Source organism: Neisseria sp. RH3002v2g (genome assembly GCF_014596425.2).
Taxonomy (GTDB): domain Bacteria; phylum Pseudomonadota; class Gammaproteobacteria; order Burkholderiales; family Neisseriaceae; genus Neisseria.
On record NZ_CP110721.1, the window covers coordinates 833,669 to 856,440 of the forward strand.

Here is a 22,772-nt window from a genome sequence, read left to right on the forward strand (position 1 = left end):
AGGGCAAAACCCAAATCTCTCATCTTTCTATTTTGCGTGTTTCTCAGGAATCATATCGCTGCGCGAGAGCAACAGTAGGCAACCCAACACGACCATGCCGATGGCCAGCAACGGCGAGAGGTAAATCCAGTAGCTCATGTGCAGATAAATAGCTGTACCGATATAAACCAGCATCGGGCCGGAAACGATGGACTGTTTGTTGATGCCGTCCATAATCAACACGGCAAAGCCCAAAATAATTAATGCACCGGCAATCATTGTCGATGTCGCAGGCAAAATATCCGTAGCGCGCAAAAACCAAACTGCGCCAAAGATAATCAAAAATAAAGGCAGAAAAAGTGAAGGACGGGACATAACAACGCTCCGTAAAGGTTTCAGACGGCCTGTATTATTGGGTGCGTCGGTCATACAGACAAGATATAAAAATGCAATCTTGTGTGTAATTATGCAAAGGTTAACCCAACAAAAAGGCCGTCTGAACAACGGCAAACCGAAATCAAATATTTCAATTTATCCTGTTACAGACTGCCTTTTGAATCATCAGGCTTTGCCGGTGCTGCCGAATCCGCCTTCGCCGCGCTCGCTGGCGGCAAACTCGTCCACGACTTTAAACGCGGCTTGGACAACCGGCACAATCACCATTTGCGCGATGCGCTCCATCGGCTCGATGGTAAACGCTTCTTTACCACGGTTCCACAAAGAAACCTTCAATTCGCCTTGATAATCCGAGTCAATCAAACCGACCAAATTGCCCAAAACAATACCGTGTTTATGACCCAAACCGGAACGCGGCAGCAAAACGGCTGCATACGCAGGGTTGGCCAAATGCACCGCCAAACCGGTCGGCACGAGATACACATCGCCCGGCTGCAACACAACGGCTTCATCCAGGCAGGCACGCAAGTCCAAACCGGCAGAACCGGGCGTTGCATAAGCAGGCAGGGAATCGGCCATTTTCGGATTTAAGATTTTCAGTTCGACTTCGGTTTTCATGACAGGACTCCGTATTGTTCTATATTGGAAAGGGCTACGATTATACACAATGCCCTTGAGGCCGTCTGAAAAAACGGAGTATGATTCAATCAAACCAAAGGAGAAAATCATGGATCTGCACAATATCCGCGAAGATTACAGCAAACGCGAGCTTTCTGAAGCCGAGTGCCATGCCAACCCGATTGTCCAATTCGAGCAATGGCTGAACGAAGCGATTCACGCCGAAGTCAACGAGCCGACTGCGGTCAACGTTGCCGCCGTAGGCGAAGACGGCAGACCCAACAGCCGCATGGTGCTGCTGAAAGAAGTCAACCCCAAAGGCTTTGTTTTCTTTACCAATTACCACAGCCGCAAAGGCCGCTCCTATACGGCACACCCTTTTGCCGCCATGACTTTTTTCTGGCCGGAACTCGAGCGCCAAGTGCGCATTGAAGGACGCATCGAAAAACTCGACGCCGCCGCTTCGGACGAATATTTTGAAAGCCGCCCCTACACCAGCCGTATCGGCGCATGGGCAAGCGAACAAAGTGAAGTGATTTCCAGCAAAGCCGTCTTGGTGGCCAAAGCCGCAGCCGTCGGCGTCAAACATCCCCTGCATGTTCCCCGTCCTCCGCATTGGGGCGGATACCTCGTTATTCCCGACCGCATCGAATTCTGGCAAGGCCGCCCGAGCCGCCTGCACGACCGCATTCAATACCGCCTGGTTGACGGCAACTGGATACGCGAACGCCTTTCGCCATAATTTTCGGATTTTCAAACAAAAAATTACTGGTTGAGTTACAATACAGCCTTTCATCGGCAGGCCGTCTGAATCTGATTTTCAGACGGCCTTTTTCCCCAATCCAACCCCTGCCGCAACCGCCGCAGAAGAACCGCTTTTTCAAGCGAGTTAGGAAAAATCATGTCCAAACAGCCTTCCAGCAAACGCCAATGGCGCGACGGCGTATCATCTACCGCCAAAAAACCTTCCAAACCGGCCAAATCCTTTGCCAATAAAAAACGTCCAGACAACGAACGCAAAACATCTGGCAAATCTTACGGCCAAAAAGTTTCAGACGGCACTAAAGCTCAAAATACCGCGCCCAAACAACGTGCTGCTAAAGCCAAAAAACTGGTTGTCCGCAACCCTAACCAAAAAATCATGGAACACGCCCGCGATTTGAAAGAACGCCGCAGCGACCTTTCCCGCTTCGAACCCGAGCGCCTACAAAAAGTCCTGGCCGCTTCCGGCGTCGGCTCTCGTCGCGAAATGGAAGAATGGATCAGCAACGGCTGGGTAACGGTCAACGGCCGCGTCGCCCAACTGGGCGACAAAGTCACCCCCGACGACCACGTTACCGTCAAAGGCAGCATCATCAAACTCAAATGGGCCGACCGCCTGCCGCGCATCATCCTCTACTACAAACAAGAAGGCGAAATCGTTTCCCGCGACGACCCGCAAGGCCGCGTCAGCATCTTCGACCGCCTGCCGCAAGCAGCCAGCAGCCGCTGGGTAGCCATCGGCCGTTTGGACATCAATACCAGTGGCCTGTTGATCCTGACCACTTCAGGCGAACTGGTTCAACGCTTTGCCCACCCCAGCTTTGAAGTCGAACGCGAATACGCCGTGCGCGTATTGGGCGAGTTGACCACCGAACAAATGCGCGTCCTGACCGAAGAAGGCGTCATGCTCGAAGACGGTTTGGCAAAAGTCGAACGCATCTACGAACAAGGCGGCGAAGGCGCAAACAAATGGTACAACGTCGTCATCAAAGAAGGCCGCAACCGCGAAGTACGCCGCATTTTTGAAAGCCAAGGCCTCACCGTCAGTCGCCTCGTGCGCGTCGGCTTCGGCCCTATCGGCCTACCCAACCGCCTTAAACGCGGCCAGTTCTACGAGCTCAATCCGGCAGAAGTCGCCAACATCATCAAATGGGCGGATATGCTGCTGCCGGGCGAACGCCGCCGGAAGAAAAGTTAATGTAAGATAAATCGGGGCTGAGACCTTTACAAAATCGTCTCAGCCCGACAAAATCTTGCCCAAGTCATAAACATAGTGGGTTAAGTTTAGACCAGTGCTGCATTGCTCCGCCTTGTCCTGATTTAAACTTAACCCACTATTCACACATTAAAATTCAAAAAAAGTGACTCAGCGCCAGTGTTAACTCTGCCAATACACTGCTATCAACACTTTTAACAATCAGCATGAGATATTTCTATGGAGCTTGAATCATGCCCCGTTTCTTCCTAAAAACCGTTTCCATACTCACTTTGGCAGCCTTGACTGCGTGTTCTGAATCAAAAGAATACTCAAATCCCTCTTTTGGACCCTCTCTAGGATTCAAGGAAAGCCAAATTGTTGCCATACAGAAGGTTAAAACACCTACTGTCAAGGTTCGAAACACCGAACGCTACCAAGACCAACCCGACCAACCGGTCAAATCCGTTGCTCAAGAACCTGTTTCCACATTCAGCATCGATGTCGATACCGGCAGCTACGCCAACGTCCGCCGATTTCTGAACAGCGGCAAACAGCCGCCCAAAGATGCTGTACGGATTGAGGAAATCGTCAATTATTTCCCTTATAACTATCCACTGCCTACTGACGGCCGTCCATTTGCTGTTCACACTGAAACCATTGATTCTCCATGGCAACCGGAAGCCAAGCTGATCAAAATCGGTATCCAAGCACAAGACACGGCAAAGAAAGACCTGCCGCCTGCCAATCTTGTGTTCCTCGTGGACGTATCCGGCAGTATGGATGAAGAAAATAAACTTCCATTGGTTCAAAAAACGCTGCGTATCTTGACCCAACAATTACGGCCTCAGGACAAAGTTACCCTGATTACCTATTCTTCAGGCGAAGAGCTGGTGCTTCCTCCCACATCAGGTTCAGATAAAGAAACCATCCTGAAGGCCATCGACAAACTGAAAGCTGAAGGCTCGACTTCGGGTGAATCCGCTTTACGCATGGCCTACGAGCAAGCGCAAAAAGCCTTTGTACCCAACGGCATCAACCGTATCCTGCTGGCGACCGATGGCGACTTTAACGTTGGCGTATCTGATACCGAAACCCTCAAATCCATGGTTGCCGAAAAGCGTAAAACTGGCGTTTCACTCAGTACGCTAGGCTTCGGTACGGACAATTACAACGAAGACATGATGGAACAAATTGCCGATGCAGGCGACGGCAATTACAGCTATATCGACAACGAAAAAGAAGCGAAAAAAGTTCTGCAGCAACAACTGACTTCCACACTCGCCACCGTTGCACAAGATGTCAAAATCCAAGTCGAATTCAATCCTGCCACTGTCAAAGAATACCGCTTGGTCGGCTACACCAACCGCACCCTGCGCAATGAAGACTTCAATAATGACAAAGTAGATGCGGGCGACATCGGCTCAGGCCACAGCGTGACCGCCATCTATGAAATCATTCCGGCAGGCAAAAACGGTTGGCTGAACGAATCACGCTATCAAAAAGCCCCGGCCGCCAAAGGCAGTAAAAACGAATACGCCTTTGTCAAAGTACGCTACAAACTGCCTGGGGAAAAAGACAGCAAGCTGATGGAACACGCAATTCCCGTTGGTAGCAAACCGCTGGAGAAAGCCGATAAAGACACCCTGCTCGCCCTTGCCGCGGCTTCCTATGCCCAAGCCCTGCGCGGCGGCGAATACAACGGCAAACTTGGCTGGAGCGACATTGAAAAAATGGTACAGAAAGTCCAAGGCGACGATCCGTTTGAACTGAAATCGGAATTTCTCCAATTGGTACGCATTGCCGCCGGTAGCGAAAAGAAATCAGGTCCTTTGGTTAAAGAATAAAACCTGAAAAAGGCCGTCTGAAGAACATTCAGACGGCCTTTTAATTAAACTTTTTATTTTTCCGATTTCAACACGCGTTGACGGCGGGTTTCGCTCAATACCATGCCCGCGCTGACGGAAACGTTCATGCTTTCTACCGTGCCGAACATCGGAATCGATACCAGCATATCGCAATGTTCCCGCGTCAGGCGGCGCATACCTTCGCCTTCGTTGCCCATTACCCAAGCCACGCTGTCGGGCAAGTCGCAGTGGTAAAGGTCGGAGTCGCCGCCCATGTCCGTGCCGACAATCCAAATGCCGTATTCTTTCAGCTCACGCAAAGTACGGGCAAGATTGGTTACGGTAATATACGGCACGGTTTCCGCCGCGCCACAGGCAACTTTGCTGACGGTCGCATTCAGGCCGGCGCTTTTGTCTTTGGGCGCAATTACGGCATGCACGCCCATCGCATCGGCAGTACGCAGGCACGCGCCGAGGTTGTGCGGATCGGTAATGCCGTCCAATACCAGCAAAAACGGCGGTTCGCTCAGGTTTTCCAACACATCTTCCAAGTGAACATGGTTTTTGGAAGCATCGATAAACCCGACCACGCCCTGATGACGCGCCCCTTTGCTGATGGCATTCAGGCGGTCGGCATCGGCAAAATGCACGCGCACGTTTTCAGAGGCCGCTTTATCCAATACATCGCGGGTGCGCGCATCGGATTTGCCCTCTTGGATATAGAGTTCGGTAATCGATTTCGGATTTTGCCACAAACGGGCATTGACGGCGTGAAAGCCATAGATGAGTCGTTGGTTTACCATGTTTTTGCTTTATCAAAAAATTCAGACGGCCATTATAACAAGTAAGGCCGTCTGAAAATTTTTTATTTCATCAAATAACCGAGTATGCCCGAAGTACCGACCCCGATTAATACCGTTACCAACATCGAAAACCGGCTGGCGGCCAATACCGTCAAAGCAATGGCAATCAGCTCATGCGGTTTGTCCGACACAAAATAAGGCGCAATCACCGAAATCAACACGCAACCCGGCGCAGCCTCCATCACCACTTGCGCACGACGGCTCAATGTACGGTTGCGCAATGCAAAAAAGCCGATTAATCGGGTTGAATAAGTAACGGCCAACATGCTTAAAAACAGCAAAAACGATTGCAGCGACAACAAATCCTTCATTTTTGCTCTCCCCACACATACACCGCCAACAAGCCCGACAACGTCCCGGCCGGAACATACCATGCGCCATCCACGGTCAAATAAGTTGCGCACGCCACAATCAGGCTGACAAACCAAGGGCGCGAAGCCGCAAAGCTCTTCCACATCCCGCGCAGCAACACCAAAAACACTGCTGGAAACGCCATGCCGAAGCCCCAAGCCGCTACATCGCCGAACATCGGGCCGACTGCCGCACCAAATGCTGCAAAACCAATCCACATTACATACAAAATAAAACACACGCCGGCATAAAACGGCATATTGAATGCAGGCAAACCTGCCGCCTTACGCTTTTGAATTTCAGCAAACGCCATTGCCCAGCTTTCATCACACATAAAAAACAGCGCGGGCATCGCCTTTTTCAGCGGCATATCCCTCATATACGGCGCAATCGCCGCACCCATCAGGATATGGCGCGAATTAATCATAAATGTAACCGTTGCAATCAGCATAATCGGCAAAGGATTTGCCCACAAATTGACTGCGGCAAATTCCGAACCTCCGGCAAAGTTCATGCCCGTCATCAACAGCATTTCCAGCCAACTCATGCCCTTTTGCCCGCCCTGCATGCCCAAAATCAGCGCCCACGGCAACAAGCCGATCAGCATGGGGGAACATTCTTTGATACCGCGCAGAAATTCCGATTGAGGTGAAGCAGTGTGATTCATTTTGATTGAAACGGTTTATTAAAAAGAAGCGACGTATTATAAATCAGGCCGTCTGAACAAGGGTATAATACGGAAAAATTAGATTTATTTACGGAAACCGATATGACCCACACCGTCCATCTGCAGTTTGAAGAAATTGACAATACCGTGTTGCAATGCCTGTGCGGCGCGCTCGACAGCAATCTCGAAGCCTTAGGCAAAGCCCTTGATATCCAAATCAGCCGCCGCTTTGAACATTTCACCTTCATGGGCGAACTGGCACACGCCGGCCGTCGTGCCTTGCTGTCGCTTGCCGAAGCCGCAGAAAAAGGCGACTTAGACGACAACGCCATCAGCCTAGCGGCCGTTGAAGCCAAAACCGCAGATGAAAAACACGAAGAAAAACACCACGACCAACAATACTATTTCCGCACCAAACGCGGCAGCATCGGCGGCCGCACCCCGCGCCAAAACGGCTATATCCGCGCCTTGCTCAACCACGATGTCGTGTTCGGCTTAGGCCCAGCCGGTACAGGTAAGACCTATCTTGCCGTTGCCGCCGCAGTCGATGCCATGGAAAAACACCAAATCGAACGCATCGTTTTGGTACGCCCTGCAGTTGAAGCAGGCGAAAAGTTAGGCTTCCTACCGGGCGATTTGGCACAAAAAGTCGATCCCTACCTGCGACCGCTTTACGATGCACTGTATGATTTGATGGGTTTCGACCGCGTAACCAAACTGATGGAAAAAGGTTTGATTGAAATTGCGCCGCTGGCCTATATGCGCGGCCGCACCTTAAATGGCGCGTATGTCATTTTGGATGAAGCGCAAAACACCACGCCCGAACAAATGAAAATGTTCCTGACCCGTATCGGCTTCGGTGCCAAAGCAGTCATTACCGGCGACATCAGCCAAATCGACCTGCCGCGCAACATCAAATCCGGCTTGAAAGATGCACGCGAAAAACTGCGCGATGTAGAAGGCCTGTATTTCCACACTTTCACCAGCGAAGACGTCGTCCGCCATCCTTTGGTGCAAAAAATCGTCGAAGCCTATGAAGCAGCAGAAGAACAAGCCGAAAAGAAAAACGGCGAATAATCTTTTCAAACACTTAAGGCCATCTGAAAATCAAATTTCAGACGGCCTTACTACATCATTCTCCCCATAATACTGCTATAATCCGAAAATCAAGTAAAACAAAGACTTCAAAAGGAAAAATATGACTCTCAAGCCACCCGTCCGAATCGCCGTTACCGGAGCGGCAGGCCAAATCGCCTACGCCACCCTCTTCCGTATCGCCGGCGGCATCATGCTCGGACGCGACCAACCCGTTATCCTGCAGCTGCTCGACTTGCCGCAGGCACAACAGGCATTGCGCGGCGTGATTATGGAAATGCAGGATTGCGCCTTCCCGCTCCTTGCCGACATCTTCGCCACAGACGACCCCGAAGTCGCCTTCAAAGATGCCGACATCGCCCTCTTGATTGGTGCACGTCCGCGCACGCAAGGCATGGAACGTGCCGACTTGTTGCATGCCAATGGCGAAATTTTCAAAGTACAAGGCGAGGCGTTGAACAAAGTTGCCCATCGCAACGTTAAAGTCCTCGTCGTCGGCAATCCGGCCAATACCAACGCCTACATCGCCATGAAATTCGCACCCGACATCCCGCCGGAAAATTTCACCGCCCTGATGCGCCTTGACCATCACCGCGCCGTCAGCCAAATTGCCGAAAAAATCAACCGCCCGATTACTTCCATCGAGAAAATGTGTGTCTGGGGCAACCACAGCCCGACCATGTATGCCGACTACCGCTACGCCACTAGCAACGGCGAGTCCGTCCAAGACATGATTACCGAACCCGACTGGAACACCGAAGTCTTCATGCCGAAAATCGCCGGACGCGGTGCAGCCATTATCGCCGCACGCGGTTCATCATCCGCCGCCTCCGCCGCCAATGCCGCCATCTACCACCTGCGCGACTGGTTGCTCGGCAGCAGCGGTAAATGGATAACCATGGGCGTTCCATCCGATGGCTCTTACGGCATTCCCGAAGGTTTGATTTTCGGCTTCCCCGTCATTTGTGACGAAGGCAGCTACCGCATCGTCCAAGGCTTGGATTTGTCGGACGAATTCAGCCAAAAACGTATTGCCGCCACGCTGGCCGAATTGGAAGAAGAACGTTCAGCCATCCAGGATCTACTCTAAAACAAAGGCCGTCTGAAAACCAAATTTCAGACGACCTAAATAATTAAATGCCCATTCTACAATCATTTTTAAAAACTAGAATGGAACTCTTTGTCCTTGTTTATCTTTAAGATGCCATTGACCTGCCGGTGTACAACCGCCGCCACTACCGCCGACAGCATAATGATCACAATTCGGATCAAGCCGTTTCCCTTGAGAATATGAGCCATTTGACAAACCGTCCCCATTAAAGGAACTGCATGCGCCGATAAAAGCTACGCAAAACAGGATTAAAAATTTCTTCAACATTCACATCACCTTTTTTATAAAAGTCACACCACAAAATTGCAGCCTAGATAAAGTTCCCACGCTATCGATATGAGCCACACTGTGTGAGCAAAAAAACAATCCTTCCTTGCTCACGGTTGTATTATCCAAAATTTCCGCTGCCATCACTCAAAAAACTACTGCTAGAAACTTGAAATACACATCCAACAAGATTAAAAACATCAAAATAGTTATCAAACTAATTTTATAAACATGTGACAAAATTTTTGCAACTTTGTTTCTTATGGTTTTGCTTTTTATAAAGATCGTTCTCACAATATGAAAATTATCCGATACCTTTTCTGCGTTTAAAAAAGGCCGTCTGAAAACCAAATTTCAGACGGCCTTTACTGTACAGCCTTATTCCGCCACATCAATACACAAATATTTCAATTCCAAATATTCGTCCGCACCGTATTTGCTGCCTTCACGTCCCAAACCGCTGCGTTTTACGCCGCCAAACGGTGCCACTTCATTACTGATTAAGCCCGTATTGATGCCGACCATGCCGTATTCCAAGGCTTCTCCGACGCGCCACTGACGGGCGGTGTCGGAGGTGAAAAGGTAAGCTGCCAAACCGTATTCCGTATCGTTGGCGGCCGCGATGACTTCGGCTTCAGTTTCAAAGCGGAACACGGGACACAACGGCCCGAAGGTTTCTTCGCGCGCCACCGCCATTTGCGCCGTAACGCCGCTTAAAACGGTCGGTTCGAAAAACGTTCCGCCCAATGCGCTGCGTTTGCCGCCGGTCAGGCAGACCGCACCTTTGGAGAGCGCGTCGGCGATGTGCTGCTCGACTTTTTCCACCGCTTTTTCCTCAATCAGCGGCCCTTGGTTCACGCCTTCATCCAAGCCGTTGCCCAATTTGAGCGCGGCCACTTTTTCACTCAATTTGCGGCAAAATTCGTCGTAAATGCCGGATTGAGCGTAAACGCGGTTGGTGCAGACACAGGTCTGGCCGCTGTTGCGAAACTTGCTGGCAAGCGCGCCTTCGACGGCTTTTTCCAAATCGGCATCGTCAAACACGATAAACGGCGCGTTGCCGCCCAGTTCCAAACTGAGTTTTTTAATATCCGCCGCGCTGTCGGCAAAAATTTTCGCGCCGACTTCGGTCGAGCCGGTAAAGCTGATTTTGCGCACAATCGGATTTGTAGCAAATTCATGGCTGATTTCCGAAGCACTACCACTGACAACAGGCAATAAATCCTGAGGCACACCCGCTTCGTAGGCCAGTACAGCCAATGCATACGCACTCAAAGGCGTGAGCGATGCAGGTTTGACGATCATCGCGCAGCCCACCGCCAAAGCAGGCGCGGCCTTGCGCGCAATCATCGCAGATGGGAAGTTCCACGGCGTAATCGCAGCGGTAACACCAATAGGCTGTTTCAATACAACCAGTTTTTGCGACGCTTTCACACTCGTCAACACATCGCCGTCAATCCGCCTCGCCTCTTCCGCAAACCAGCGCACAAACGAAGCCGCATAATCGATTTCACCGCGCGCCTCGGTCAGGCTTTTGCCCTGCTCCATCGTCATGATGCGCGCCAGTTCTTCTTTGTTTTCTTTAATCAGAAAATACCAACGCCACAACACATCGGCGCGCTCCAACGCAGTTTTTGCCGCCCACAATTTTTGTGCCGCCTCCGCCTTCTGAATCAGAAGCTTCAGGCCGTCTGAATCAGTCTGACGGACAAACGCCAAAGCCTCACCTGTTGCAGGATTATCAACTCTAATAGCATTTGGAATCGGAGAAAAGGAAATATCGGGATGGTTGAGCAAGCGGGCAAAATCTTTCATGAGAAACTAGCTTTCTAAAATCAGGAATATGTGTTCATTATCATATTCATGCCATGAAAGCGCAACTGAATCGCAAAATAAGACAACAGCAAAGGCCGTCTGAATATCTTACAGACGGCCTTTGCTTTAGCGACATCATATCCATCTTAATTACGAATGAAATACGATGATTAATAATCTACCTCAAAAGGATAGGACACATGTATGACAACAATTTGCTATAATACAAAACTCATTTTAACCCTCATTCGAAATTCCATTTTCAGACGGCCTTTGTCTGTTTATAAGGCCGTCTGAAATGTTTTCCGTCCATCCTCTTCTGCCGAACCATGATTCCATCTGATTTCATTGACGAGCTTTTGTCCAAAGTCGATATTGTCGATATTATCGACGAGCAGGTTCCGCTGAAGAAAGGCGGGGCAAACTATATGGCTTGTTGTCCATTCCACAAGGAAAAGACGCCGTCGTTTTCGGTCAGCCCGACCAAGCAGTTTTACCATTGTTTCAGTTGCGGGGCGCATGGTTCGGCGATTGGTTTTGTGATGGAGCATCAAGGGCTGTCGTTTCCGGAGGCGGTGCAGTTTTTGGCTGATCGCGTCGGTATGACGGTGCCTAAAGTGCGCGGACAGGAAGACAATCCCGAAGTCCGTGCTGAACGTAAGAAAAAACAGCAGACTTTGGAAGAAACAACGGCAGCGGCAGCGGATTTTTACGCGCAACAGTTGAAATTCAATCCGGCAGCGAAGGCTTATTTAGACAAACGCGGCTTGAGTGCGGAAGTCATCGCACATTATGGCTTAGGCTATGCGCCCGACGGTTGGCAACCTTTGGCGCAAGTATTTCAGCCCTATCCGAATACTGCGTTGGTGGATACGGGCATGGTCATTGATAACGAAGGCAAACATTATGACCGCTTTCGCCATCGGGTTATGTTCCCTATCCGCAATCCTCGCGGACAGGTCATCGGCTTTGGCGGTCGCGTATTGGACGACTCCAAACCCAAATACCTCAACTCCCCCGACACTCCTTTGTTTGACAAAGGAAAAAACCTTTACGGGCTATATGAAGGGCGTGCTGCCGTAAAAGAGGTAGGACGAATTTTGGTGGTCGAAGGCTACATGGACGTGGTCGCATTGGCGCAGTTCGGTATCGGCTACGGCGTAGCGGCTCTAGGTACGGCAACCACGGCGGAACATGTCAAAATCCTGATGCGTCAGGCAGACAGTATTTATTTTTGTTTCGATGGCGACAGCGCGGGGCGTAAAGCGGCTTGGCGCGCGCTGGAAAATGCGTTGCCGCAATTAAAAGACGATAAATCGCTGCATTTTCTATTCCTACCTGAAGAGCACGACCCAGACAGCTACATCCGCGCCTACGGCAAGACTCAATTTGAAGATGCCTTGTTAAACCAAAGCAAGCCCCTTTCGGAATACTTTTGGGAACATCTTTCAGACGGCCTCAACCTCAATACACAAGAAGGCAAAGCAGAATTGGTCAAAACCAGTTCTTCGCTTTTGGCTCAGATTCGCGCGCCGGCATTGGGCTATCTTCTGAAACAAAAACTTAGCGAGCTGGTAGGCATTGACCCTGACAACCTCGCCCAGTTACTCGGACAAGAAGCGCCAAAGCGACACATCAAACAAAAAAGTTACAAACTGCCGCCCATTTCTGTCAAGCAGCCAACCATGCTGACACTGGTGCAAAGACAGATACGCAGCCTCTTGATAAATCCGGCTTGGGCTTCATATATAGACCTGCCCGATTATCTGGCTTTAAGCGGCGACTTTGCCTGCCTTGCCAATCTGGCCGAAACCATCAAGAATCACGCCACGATTCCGGCAACAGCGCAAGTGCTGGAATATATGCGCGGATCGCCTTATGAGGAAACCGTCAATCAAATCTTTTTATCGACCCTTCACTCTGAAGAAATGGAAGGGGATGACGAAGAAGATTGCGAAAGTTTCCAAATCGGCATGAAAAAGTTGTTAAATGAATTAAAATACAGTCAAATCGAAACTTTAAAGCAAAAAAGTATTCAAACCGGTTTGACCGAAAATGAAAAAAGACTATTGCTGTCGCTTTTGACGGCAAAGCAAAACTAACCCCTCAGGCCGTCTGAACAATCTAAACACACGCTGCGAAACATGACACGCAGAACACTCCATCCGTAATATTTACAGACGGCCTCAGAGTATTAAAGTGAAATCTGATTTCACAACAAAAAGCTCTGCTCCGCCTTCAGGTACGGCCACATCACCGTAAACCGTCGGCATCCTATCAACCTAGAGAGCAATCCATGTCTAAAAACCAAAACTACGAAGAATACCAAGACCAAGATGACAACCGTCCCTTGAGTATCGAAGAGCAGCGCGCCCGTCTGCGTCAACTCATTATTATGGGTAAAGAACGCGGCTACATCACTTATTCCGAAATTAACGACGCGCTGCCCGACGATATGTCCGACGCCGAGCAAATCGACAACATCGTCAGCATGATTTCCGGCTTGGGTATCCAGGTAACCGAGCAGGCTCCCGATGCTGAAGACATCCTCTTGAGCGACAATGCCGCCGCCCTGACCGACGACGATGCCGTTGAAGAAGCCGAAGCAGCACTTTCCAGCGCAGATTCCGAATTCGGCCGTACAACCGACCCTGTGCGCATGTATATGCGTGAAATGGGCCAAGTCGATTTGTTGACACGCGAAGACGAAATCATCATTGCCAAAAAAATCGAAAATGCACTGAAAAACATGGTGCAGGCCATTTCCGCCTGCCCGGGTTCGATTGCCGAGATTTTGGCTTTGATCGAACAAGTCCGCAACGACGAAATCCGTGTGGATGAAGTGGTTGAAGCCATCATCGACCCTAATGAAGTTTTGTTAAACGAATTGGGTCTGGGTCATTTGGAAAATGCCAAACCCGACGATGAAGAAAGCGAAACCGACAGCGAAGTCGAAGATGACGACGAAGATGATGAAGATGACTCCGGCAGTGATTCCGAAGCCATGTCCGCTGCCCATTTGGCCGAACTGAAACAAAAAGTGTTGGAACATTTCGCCTTTATTGAGAGCGAATACGGCAAAATGATCAAGCAGTTGGAAAAACACGGCAGCCAACATGCCAACTACCTGAAACACCGCGATGCCATTGCCAACAAACTGCTGGAAGTCCGTTTTGCCACACGCCAAATCGAAAATTTGAGCAGCAACCTGCGCAGCCGCGTTGAAAACATCCGCAAGCTCGAACGCGAAATCCGCGATATCTGCATCGACCGCGTACGTATGGAACGCGACTACTTCATCGAAAACTTCCTGCCTGCCATTACTGATTTGGAATGGGTTGAAAAAGAAGTAGCCAAAGGCCGAGTATGGGCAAATGCTTTAGATCGTTTCCGCCACGCCATCCTCGAAAAACAAGCCGAGCTGGCCAATATGGAAACCGAAACCCGCATTTCCATTGAAGAGTTGAAAGAAATCAACAAAAACATGGTGCTGAGCGAAAAAGAAACCTCAGCCGCCAAACAAGAAATGATTCAGGCCAACTTGCGTTTGGTTATTTCCATTGCCAAAAAATACACCAACCGCGGCTTGCAGTTCCTTGATTTGATTCAAGAAGGCAATATCGGCCTGATGAAAGCGGTGGACAAATTCGAATACCGCCGCGGCTACAAGTTCTCGACTTACGCCACATGGTGGATCCGTCAAGCGATTACCCGTTCTATCGCCGACCAAGCGCGTACCATCCGTATTCCGGTTCACATGATTGAAACCATCAACAAAATGAACCGTATCTCGCGCCAATACCTGCAAGAAACCGGTGAAGAACCTGATTCCGCCAAACTGGCCGAGCTGATGGAAATGCCGGAGGACAAAATCCGCAAAATCATGAAAATCGCCAAAGAGCCGATTTCCATGGAAACACCGATTGGCGACGACGACGATTCGCACTTGGGCGACTTCATCGAGGATGCCAACAACGTTGCGCCGGCAGAAGCTGCGATGTACACCAGCCTGCACGAAGTAACCAAAGAAATCCTCGAAAGCCTGACACCGCGCGAAGCCAAAGTGTTGCGTATGCGTTTCGGTATCGATATGAATACCGACCACACGCTCGAAGAAGTCGGCAAACAATTTGACGTAACCCGTGAACGTATCCGTCAAATCGAAGCCAAAGCCCTGCGCAAGCTGCGCCATCCTACCCGCAGCGACCGCCTCCGCAGCTTCCTTGACAGCGAAGAAAACAAATCGTAAAAGCAAACCGCAGGTTGAAAGACCTGCGGTTTTTATTAAAATACAAAAAGGCCGTCTGAAAACCAAATCTCAAAAGATTTAATGGTTTCAGACGGCCTTAAATTTTATTCAGCTTCAGTGGTTTTCTTTTTCGGACGGCGTCGGCGGCGTTTAGGTTTGCCATCGGTTGATCCACTTTGTTTCTGACGTTTGTGATCATTGGCCGCAGTCATTTGCTGGCGGGTTTCCTCATCGGCATGTTGGAAAGTTGTCCACCAAGAAGCTACCTCTTTATCAACCTCGCCAACTTCACTACGTAAAATCAGGAAATCATAAGCAGCACGGAAACGGGCTTGCGCCAACAGACGATACGGGCGCGCGCCGCGCATATTGTCAAATTGCGGCTGAAATTGCCAGATTTCACGCATGGTTGCAGAGAATCTTTGCGGTACACCCCAACCTTTCTCTACCGTATCGCGCATGGTGTTCATCGCATCCATCAGCGCAGGGACAGGTTTTTGACCATGGCTTTGATTGCGTTGCCAAATGGCGTTTAGTGTCGGCCACAATACCGCCGCCAATACAAAACCGACGGAAACGGACTTATCCGCACGAAGACGCTCATCGGTATTTTTCAAAGCCAACATAATCATACGTTTGTCGGCGGCTTCGGCAGTTTTCAAGGCATCTAAAAGCGGATGGATGCCTTCGGGAATACCCAAATCGTTCAACCGTTTCAAACAGGCACGGGAATGGCCGGAAAACAGGATTTTCATGATTTCGTCAAAAAGACGGGCCACCGGCTCATTTTTCAGACGGCCTGCGTATTCGGCAATCGGCAAAGCCGTTTGCTCTTCCACTTCAAAGCCCAACTTGCCCGACAAACGGACGGCGCGAAGAATACGGACGGGATCTTCCTGATAGCGTTCGGCAGGATTACCTATCATCACCAATTTCTTATCGGCAACATCAGCCACGCCTTGATGGAAATCCCAAATTTCCTCTTTAATCGGGTCGTAATACAGCGCGTTGCACGTAAAGTCACGGCGCATGGCATCTTCTTCAATGCTGCCGTAAGTATTGTCCTTCATAATGCGGCCTTGCGCATTTTGTTGAACCTTATCGCCACCGCGAAACGTCGTCACTTCAATGGTTTCGGGGCCAATCATCACATGGACGATTTGAAAGCGGCGGCCGATAATACGGCTGCGGCGGAATATTTTACGGATTTGCTCCGGTGTGGCATCGGTTGCAATATCAAAATCTTTGGGTTCAACCCCGAGCAACAAATCCCGAACGGCTCCCCCTACAACATAAGCCTGAAAACCGGCTTCATGCAGGCGTTTGGCAATTTTCTCAGCGGCAAAGCTCAACATATCCGCATGGATACCGTGTTGCTCAAGTGGGATAATTTCCTTTTCAGGCAACGACTTGACGTGTTTTTTAGGCAACACTTTATGCAGCCATTTTTTTAACATAAGCAGCTCTTTTCACAATAAAAAAGGCCGTCTGAAACTTGTCCGGCTTAAGCCTTTGCACAATATCCTGCCGTAGAAAGAACAAAACATTGAGCAAAGGCTTCAGACGGCCTAAAAAAGACGTGCCATTATACCTTATGGAAGTTCGATTAATTAACGTATTGACAAAAAATATCGGCTATAATGACGGTCTGACAACGATTCAGGCAAAACATCATGTACCACTACAAATCCGAAGCTACCCAATTCCTCGACAAACTCATGGCCGATCATCCCGAATTAGAAGCGCAACGCCTCGAAAACCGCCATTTACTGTGGGATGTAACCCTTAATCCGGCCGAACAGGCTGAATTTGAAGCGGCCAAAGTCAACAAAAAACCTTACACCTACTATCAAGACTAAACCGTATCGGTATGACGACCAACACCCACAATACCGATCCGGCGTTACAGCAGTACCTCAACAGCATCGGTCAGCACGAACATCCCGTTTTGACCGCATTGCGTGAGCGTACCCAATCACATCGTCTGGGAAAGATGGCCATCGCCCAAGAGCAGGCAGCCATGCTGGTGTGGTTGGCCAAATTATTGAATGCCAAAAAATATTTGGAAGTTGGCGTCTTTACCGGTTACAGCAGCACCGCCATGGCGCTCGCCCTCCCCGAAGACGGAAAAATCACGGCTTGCGACATCAATGTAACCTTTACCGATATTGCCCGCGAAACATGGCAGGCAACAGGCATAGCGCATAAAATCTCGCTTCATCTGCAGCCGGCTTTGCTGACTTTGGACGATTTGATTGCGCAAGGCGAATCGGAAAGCTACGACTTGGCGCTTATCGATGCCGACAAACCGCCTACGCCGAAATATTTTGAACGCTGTTTGCAACTGGTACGGAGTGGCGGCGTGATTGCCATCGACAATATCTTGTTGGGTGGGCGTGTCATGAATGAAGCTGCCGAAAACGATCCGCCCAGCTTGGATATCCTGCGCCATTTCAACCAAAACCTACCGCATGATACACGCATTATTCCCATTACCCTGCCTATCGGCGACGGTTTGACACTGCTGCTAAAAAAATAAAACGACACAATCTGATGAAAACATTATCACGTTCCCTGTTTCTTTTACTGCTTACTCTATTGGCCGCATCATGCGCCGTTTCCCATCCCCATCAACCTGCCGACAATGCCAACTTTGTCCTGCCGGATATTCCGCGCGAGCCTTTGCCTGAAAAAAATATTCCCTATCCGCGCTTGGACGAACAAACACAGATTGACCACTTGGGCATACAAATCGCCCGACTGGAACGCACCGTTGAAGAATTAAACCAACGCTTGCACACATTGGAACAACAGCGAACCATCAAACGTCCAACCCCTTCGGCTCCCAAACCCAAAGCCCAGCGTTTGGACGACCGCAAGCTGAAAATGAACTATTTGGCCAATGGCGGCGGCGTGCCGTCTGAAACAGATTCAGCCGCACAAAATGAATTGCGCCTTTATAACCAGGCGCAAAAATACTATCAGCGCAACAACTTCTCCGCCGCAGTAGCCATTTTGAAAGAAGCCGACGGCGGCAACGGCAGCGAAATTGCCCGCCGCAATATGTATCTACTTCTGCAAAGCCAACAGCGTCTGGGCAACTGCGAATCCGTTATCGAAATCGGCAACCGCTATGCGAATCGATTCCGCAACAGCCCGCAAGCCCCTGACGCCATGTACAGCATCGGCCAGTGCCAATACAAACTGCAACAAAAAGACATTGCCCGCAGCACATGGCGCAAACTGATGCAAAGCTTCCCCAACAGCGAAGCGGCAAAACGCGCTGCAATCAGCCTAAAACAAAGATAAACGTTCAGACGGCCCTGTCATCCTTAAGGCCGTCTGAATATTTTTTACCCTTAATCCATTCAAACAAAAGGAACTCTTCATGATCCAAGTCGGCATTATTATGGGCAGCAACAGCGATTGGCCGGTGATGCAGCAGGCAGCACAATTTCTCAAAGAATTCGGCGTTGAATACGAAGCGCGTGTCGTCTCGGCACACCGTACGCCTGATTTGATGTTTGAATACGCCGAAACCGCACGCGCACGCGGCATCAAAGCCATTATTGCCGGTGCAGGCGGCGCAGCGCACTTGCCGGGCATGGTCGCAGCCAAAACCACCGTCCCCGTCTTGGGCGTACCCGTTCCCAGCAAATATCTGCGCGGCGAAGACTCTCTGCTTTCGATTGTGCAAATGCCCAAAGGTGTTCCTGTTGCCACATTTGCCATTGGCGAAGCAGGCGCGGCCAATGCAGCGCTGTTTGCCATTTCACTTTTAGCCAACGAAAATCCTGAATTGGCTGAAAAATTGGCGGCTTTCCGTGCCAAACAAGAACAAACCGTTCTAGCCATGGAATTGCCCGAAGCATAACGGACTAAGGCCGTCTGAAAGTTGTAAAAGGAAACTTAGATTTCGTTTTATACTTTTCAGACGGCCTTGTTTAATGATCAAATTAAATTAACATCATGAAACCCCTGGCATTCATCCTACTCTCCACCCTACTTTGTGCCTGCCAAAGCCCAAGTATTCCTGCCCAATCAAACGCTACTCCATCTCAGCAACAAGCCCAAGATACTACCGGCAACCTGATTATCTTCTATGATGCACAGACCGGTTCTGAGCCATTGCTAAAAGCAGTGAAAGCCTCCGGCGCAAGTTTGATTTATGAATACAAAAACCTGAACGGCATTGCTATTCGTCCGTCTTCCAAGACCAAGATTGAAGATGCCATTGCCTATTTTAAAAAGGTAAACAGCGTATTGTCCGTCGAACAAGATAGGCTGCTGAAACTTCAATAACCGAGTTGTTTTTTTAGCCTAATAAAAAGCCGTCTGAAACGTATTACAACGTTTTCAGACGGCCTTTACTTGTTCAAAGCATTAAATCATGCCTCTGCCTTGCGCTTTTGGCTTGGCTTGGCCGAATTCCAATTTACTCAGCGCAGACAAATAGGCTTTAGCAGTCGCCACCAATACGTCGGTATCCGCACCTTGGCCGTTGACCACACGGTCGCCACGTTGCAGGCGGACGGAAGTTTCGCCTTGGCTTTCTGTACCTTGAGTTACCGCATTGACAGAGTAAATCTGCAAGGTTGCGCCACTTTGTGCTACGCTTTCAATGGCTTTAAAGATCGCATCAACAGGGCCTGAGCCGCTAGCGGAAGCGTGTTTTTCTTCGCCACGAATACTGAACACAATATCGGCGCGCGGCTCTTCGCCAGTTTCAGTGCTGATTTTTTGAGAAATGAATTTGTAGCTTTCGGTATTCATATTGCCCATTTCGTCAGACACCAAAGCATGCAGGTCTTCATCAAAGATTTCGCGTTTCTTATCCGCCAGCTCTTTGAAGCGTGCAAATGCCGCGTTCAACGCCTCTTCACTTTCCAATTCAATACCCAAATCAGCCAGCTTGGTTTTGAAAGCATTACGGCCGGAGAGTTTACCCAAAGTCAGGCGGTTGGTTGACCAGCCGACTGATTCGGCAGTCATGATTTCATAGGTTTCGGGGTGTTTCAACACGCCGTCTTGGTGGATACCTGATTCGTGTGCAAAGGCGTTTGCGCCGACTACCGCTTTATTTGGCTGAATCGGATAACCGGTAATGGTGGACACCAGTTTGGATACCGGCACGATTTGCGTGGTATCGATGCCGGTTTCCAAGCCGAAAAGGTCGTGGCGCACTTTCAACGCCATCACGATTTCTTCAAGGCTGGCATTGCCCGCACGTTCGCCCAAGCCGTTGATGGTGCATTCTACCTGGCGCACGCCTGCCTGAACAGCGGCCAGCGAGTTGGCAACCGCCATACCCAAGTCGTTGTGGCAGTGGGTCGACCAGACTACTTTGTCGCCGTTGGGCACGCTTTTGATGATGTTGCTGATACGCTCGTACCATACGGAAGGGATGGAGTAGCCGACAGTATCGGGAATATTGATGGTGGTCGCACCCGCTTCGATAACCGCCGTAAAGATTTTGGCGAGGAAGTCCAAATCCGAACGCACGGCGTCTTCGGCAGAAAATTCCACATCGTCAGTGTATTCTTTGGCAATTTTCACCGCTTTGACCGCCGCATCGATAACTTGCTGCGGCTTCATTTTCAGTTTGTGCTCCATGTGGATGGGGCTGGTGGCGATAAAAGTGTGAATACGTTTTTTCGGAGCGGGGGAAACGGCTTCGCCCGCTTTGCGCACATCGTTTTCAACGGCGCGCGCCAACGAACAGACTGTGGATTTGGTGATGATTTTGGCAATCGCATTAACCGACTCGAAATCGCCCGGACTGGCTGCGGCAAAACCTGCTTCAATCACATCGACACCCATCTTTTCCAACTGGCGGGCAATACGGATTTTCTCCTCTTTGGTCATGGATGCACCGGGCGACTGCTCGCCGTCACGCATGGTGGTATCGAAAATGATAACGCGGTTGGTTTGTGTCATTTCTGTTCTCTCCAGAGATTCGTTTTTTTGTAAAAAAGAATTCAAATCAAGCGGTCTGCCTTGCGCTTCCGCCAAAGCGGTCAGTTTTTGCAACTGAGCCAAAGGCAGAGAACCGCGTGTACGCCATTTATAGATAGCCGCCGTCGTTGCAGCATTTTCCGGGTCATGCTGTTTCAGGGCTTCGGCCAGCGCGTTTACGCCGCCAAAATAGGCAACCAAACGGTCAATGTCTAATTGCATGATATTCCTTGTCCAAATCTGATTAAGATTATTGTGTTCTGGTTTTGCATTATACTCATTTTAGACAAAACGACAATCTATTTTTATCAAAATATTGGTGTAAATTTTAAAAATTGAGAAATTTTTATACATTTTGTCTAATTTAAACTATTAAAAGCCCCTCTCAAACCGAACACATCCTAAATATAGTAAACTAATCCCCTATTTCCCAGATTTAAAACACACTATGCCCCACACCATCCCTACCGACCGTTCCGACATCGAATGGCGCAACGAAAGCACACAAAAGCCGCCCAAGCAGGCGGTTTACATACAAGAAGCAGGCGCAGCAGAAATCTTAAAAAATGCCCACGCGCAAACTGCAACCGTTTGGACCGGCGATTTTCACAATGCCAAGCAAGTCTTATCTGCAATGAAAAAACGTATCCGCAGGCCGTCTGAAAAAAAGAAAGGCGCACCAGCCGATATTCAGACGGCCTTTCATGCCCACCGTATGAAACAGGCGCAACAAAGCCGGTTGCTCAATATGCTTGCCGTCGAAATCCAACCGAATTTTCAACTGGACAATGCACGCGCACCCGACATCTACGCCGCCCTGTGCGATGTTTACGACACACCAAACGACAAACCGTTTCTCTTACCGCTGAATCAACTGCTGGGTTTTGTCGGCGCACACGAATGGCACAAAAAAGGCATAAACATTCCGCAGCTTAACGGAAAAATCCATGTTCCTTTCGGCGTATTCTCTCCACTGCGCGGCGAGTATTTGGATTTAATCGCACAAGCACCACTCGCTCCCAATATTCAGACGGCCTTTGACATCGGCACCGGCTCAGGCGTTATTGCCGCCATTTTGGTCAAACGAGGCATACCCAACATCATTGCCACAGACACCAACCCAAAAGCAATTGCCTGCGCCACAGCAAACCTTGAACGTCTAGGCTTAGATAAAGCTGTCAACATCCAATCGATTGATTTATTTCCCGAAACTTGTGCCGACCTTATCGTCTGCAATCCGCCTTGGCTGCCGGCAAAACCAACCTCCGCCATTGAAACTGCACTTTACGACCCAAACAATGCCATGTTGACAGCCTTCCTCAACGGCGTACGTCATCACTTAAATCCAAACGGCGAAGCCTGGCTGATTATTTCCGATTTGGCAGAACACTTGCATTTACGCGATAAAAACTTCTTAAACCAATGCTTTCAGACGGCCTCACTCGATGTCGTCGATATTCTGAAAACCAAGCCGCAGCATAAAAAAGCAATTGATGAATCCGATCCTTTGGCGTTTGCCAGAAACAAGGAAACTACTTATCTATACCGTTTGAAAGCAAAATAAAATCAAGGCCGTCTGAACACTCAGACGGCCTTTAAGCA

Annotated in this window: 22 protein-coding genes; 13 read left to right on the plus strand and 9 right to left on the minus strand. The window is 49.7% G+C overall.

Annotated features, from left to right (window positions below):
• Positions 1–27 precede the first annotated feature (27 nt).
• The gene (locus tag BBP27_RS03945) at positions 28–354 is read right to left on the minus strand and encodes a hypothetical protein (protein ID WP_188211989.1); all 327 of its coding nucleotides are present in this window, start codon (positions 352–354) and stop codon (positions 28–30) included.
• A gap of 186 nt (positions 355–540) precedes the next feature.
• Positions 541–993: a dUTP diphosphatase gene (gene dut, locus BBP27_RS03950; protein WP_188211988.1), complete on the minus strand. Its 453-nt coding sequence runs from the start codon at positions 991–993 to the stop codon at positions 541–543.
• Between the two features lie 109 nt (positions 994–1,102).
• Here dut and pdxH point away from each other — a divergent pair, with 109 nt between their 5' ends.
• The 3 genes from pdxH to BBP27_RS03965 all read left to right on the plus strand — a co-directional run bounded on the left by pdxH (position 1,103) and on the right by BBP27_RS03965 (position 4,797).
• Positions 1,103–1,735, plus strand: a complete 633-nt coding sequence (pdxH, locus tag BBP27_RS03955; protein WP_049349500.1) for a pyridoxamine 5'-phosphate oxidase — start codon at positions 1,103–1,105, stop codon at positions 1,733–1,735.
• Between the two features lie 159 nt (positions 1,736–1,894).
• On the plus strand, positions 1,895–2,953 hold the full coding sequence (locus BBP27_RS03960; protein ID WP_188211987.1) for a pseudouridine synthase: 1,059 nt from the start codon (positions 1,895–1,897) through the stop codon (positions 2,951–2,953).
• Between the two features lie 251 nt (positions 2,954–3,204).
• Positions 3,205–4,797 (plus strand): vWA domain-containing protein, encoded by a 1,593-nt coding sequence (locus BBP27_RS03965; protein ID WP_188211986.1) that lies wholly within the window; start codon positions 3,205–3,207, stop codon positions 4,795–4,797.
• A 53-nt stretch (positions 4,798–4,850) separates the two neighbouring features.
• Here the strand turns inward: BBP27_RS03965 and rlmB are convergent, their stop codons facing one another.
• The 3 genes from rlmB to BBP27_RS03980 all read right to left on the minus strand — a co-directional run bounded on the left by rlmB (position 4,851) and on the right by BBP27_RS03980 (position 6,678).
• The gene (rlmB, locus tag BBP27_RS03970) at positions 4,851–5,600 is read right to left on the minus strand and encodes a 23S rRNA (guanosine(2251)-2'-O)-methyltransferase RlmB (protein ID WP_188211985.1); all 750 of its coding nucleotides are present in this window, start codon (positions 5,598–5,600) and stop codon (positions 4,851–4,853) included.
• A gap of 62 nt (positions 5,601–5,662) precedes the next feature.
• Positions 5,663–5,971: an AzlD family protein gene (locus tag BBP27_RS03975; RefSeq protein WP_003680717.1), complete on the minus strand. Its 309-nt coding sequence runs from the start codon at positions 5,969–5,971 to the stop codon at positions 5,663–5,665.
• The gene (locus tag BBP27_RS03980; RefSeq protein WP_188211984.1) at positions 5,968–6,678 is read right to left on the minus strand and encodes an AzlC family ABC transporter permease; all 711 of its coding nucleotides are present in this window, start codon (positions 6,676–6,678) and stop codon (positions 5,968–5,970) included. Before BBP27_RS03980 ends, BBP27_RS03975 begins: the two co-directional genes overlap by 4 nt.
• A gap of 102 nt (positions 6,679–6,780) precedes the next feature.
• On the opposite strand from BBP27_RS03980, the gene BBP27_RS03985 reads away from it, so the two are divergent.
• Positions 6,781–7,755, plus strand: a complete 975-nt coding sequence (locus tag BBP27_RS03985) for a PhoH family protein (RefSeq protein ID WP_188211983.1) — start codon at positions 6,781–6,783, stop codon at positions 7,753–7,755.
• 121 nt (positions 7,756–7,876) lie between these two features.
• Positions 7,877–8,863, plus strand: a complete 987-nt coding sequence (locus BBP27_RS03990) for a malate dehydrogenase (RefSeq protein ID WP_188211982.1) — start codon at positions 7,877–7,879, stop codon at positions 8,861–8,863.
• 75 nt (positions 8,864–8,938) lie between these two features.
• Here BBP27_RS03990 and BBP27_RS03995 read toward each other — a convergent pair whose 3' ends face one another.
• Together BBP27_RS03995 and BBP27_RS04000 are read right to left on the minus strand one after the other, a co-directional pair.
• A complete protein-coding gene (locus tag BBP27_RS03995; RefSeq protein WP_159068337.1) occupies positions 8,939–9,151 on the minus strand; it encodes a hypothetical protein in 213 nt (70 codons plus the stop codon).
• Positions 9,152–9,529: 378 nt separating this feature from the next.
• The gene (locus tag BBP27_RS04000; protein ID WP_107791871.1) at positions 9,530–10,966 is read right to left on the minus strand and encodes an NAD-dependent succinate-semialdehyde dehydrogenase; all 1,437 of its coding nucleotides are present in this window, start codon (positions 10,964–10,966) and stop codon (positions 9,530–9,532) included.
• 329 nt (positions 10,967–11,295) lie between these two features.
• Between BBP27_RS04000 and dnaG the strand changes: the two genes are divergently transcribed.
• Both dnaG and rpoD read left to right on the plus strand, forming a co-directional pair.
• Complete coding sequence (dnaG, locus tag BBP27_RS04005) at positions 11,296–13,068, plus strand: DNA primase (RefSeq protein ID WP_107791870.1); 1,773 nt, start codon at positions 11,296–11,298, stop codon at positions 13,066–13,068.
• Between the two features lie 194 nt (positions 13,069–13,262).
• Positions 13,263–15,215 (plus strand): RNA polymerase sigma factor RpoD, encoded by a 1,953-nt coding sequence (gene rpoD, locus BBP27_RS04010; RefSeq protein WP_188211981.1) that lies wholly within the window; start codon positions 13,263–13,265, stop codon positions 15,213–15,215.
• Between the two features lie 104 nt (positions 15,216–15,319).
• Here rpoD and BBP27_RS04015 read toward each other — a convergent pair whose 3' ends face one another.
• A complete protein-coding gene (locus BBP27_RS04015) occupies positions 15,320–16,672 on the minus strand; it encodes a polynucleotide adenylyltransferase PcnB (RefSeq protein WP_188211980.1) in 1,353 nt (450 codons plus the stop codon).
• Positions 16,673–16,888: 216 nt separating this feature from the next.
• Here BBP27_RS04015 and BBP27_RS04020 point away from each other — a divergent pair, with 216 nt between their 5' ends.
• From BBP27_RS04020 to BBP27_RS04040, 5 genes are all read left to right on the plus strand, one after another.
• A complete protein-coding gene (locus BBP27_RS04020) occupies positions 16,889–17,074 on the plus strand; it encodes a DUF3460 family protein (protein WP_003746542.1) in 186 nt (61 codons plus the stop codon).
• 11 nt (positions 17,075–17,085) lie between these two features.
• Positions 17,086–17,754 (plus strand): class I SAM-dependent methyltransferase, encoded by a 669-nt coding sequence (locus tag BBP27_RS04025; protein WP_049322061.1) that lies wholly within the window; start codon positions 17,086–17,088, stop codon positions 17,752–17,754.
• Between the two features lie 14 nt (positions 17,755–17,768).
• The gene (locus BBP27_RS04030) at positions 17,769–18,524 is read left to right on the plus strand and encodes a tetratricopeptide repeat protein (protein ID WP_188211979.1); all 756 of its coding nucleotides are present in this window, start codon (positions 17,769–17,771) and stop codon (positions 18,522–18,524) included.
• 79 nt (positions 18,525–18,603) lie between these two features.
• Positions 18,604–19,089, plus strand: coding sequence for a 5-(carboxyamino)imidazole ribonucleotide mutase (purE, locus tag BBP27_RS04035; RefSeq protein WP_003746536.1), 486 nt, complete (start codon positions 18,604–18,606; stop codon positions 19,087–19,089).
• Between the two features lie 95 nt (positions 19,090–19,184).
• The gene (locus BBP27_RS04040) at positions 19,185–19,517 is read left to right on the plus strand and encodes a hypothetical protein (RefSeq protein WP_188211978.1); all 333 of its coding nucleotides are present in this window, start codon (positions 19,185–19,187) and stop codon (positions 19,515–19,517) included.
• A gap of 81 nt (positions 19,518–19,598) precedes the next feature.
• On the opposite strand, the gene BBP27_RS04045 is transcribed toward BBP27_RS04040, so the two are convergent.
• The gene (locus BBP27_RS04045) at positions 19,599–21,392 is read right to left on the minus strand and encodes a 2-isopropylmalate synthase (RefSeq protein WP_188211977.1); all 1,794 of its coding nucleotides are present in this window, start codon (positions 21,390–21,392) and stop codon (positions 19,599–19,601) included.
• Between the two features lie 226 nt (positions 21,393–21,618).
• Here BBP27_RS04045 and BBP27_RS04050 point away from each other — a divergent pair, with 226 nt between their 5' ends.
• Complete coding sequence (locus BBP27_RS04050; RefSeq protein ID WP_188211976.1) at positions 21,619–22,734, plus strand: methyltransferase; 1,116 nt, start codon at positions 21,619–21,621, stop codon at positions 22,732–22,734.
• The last annotated feature ends 38 nt before the right edge of the window (positions 22,735–22,772 follow it).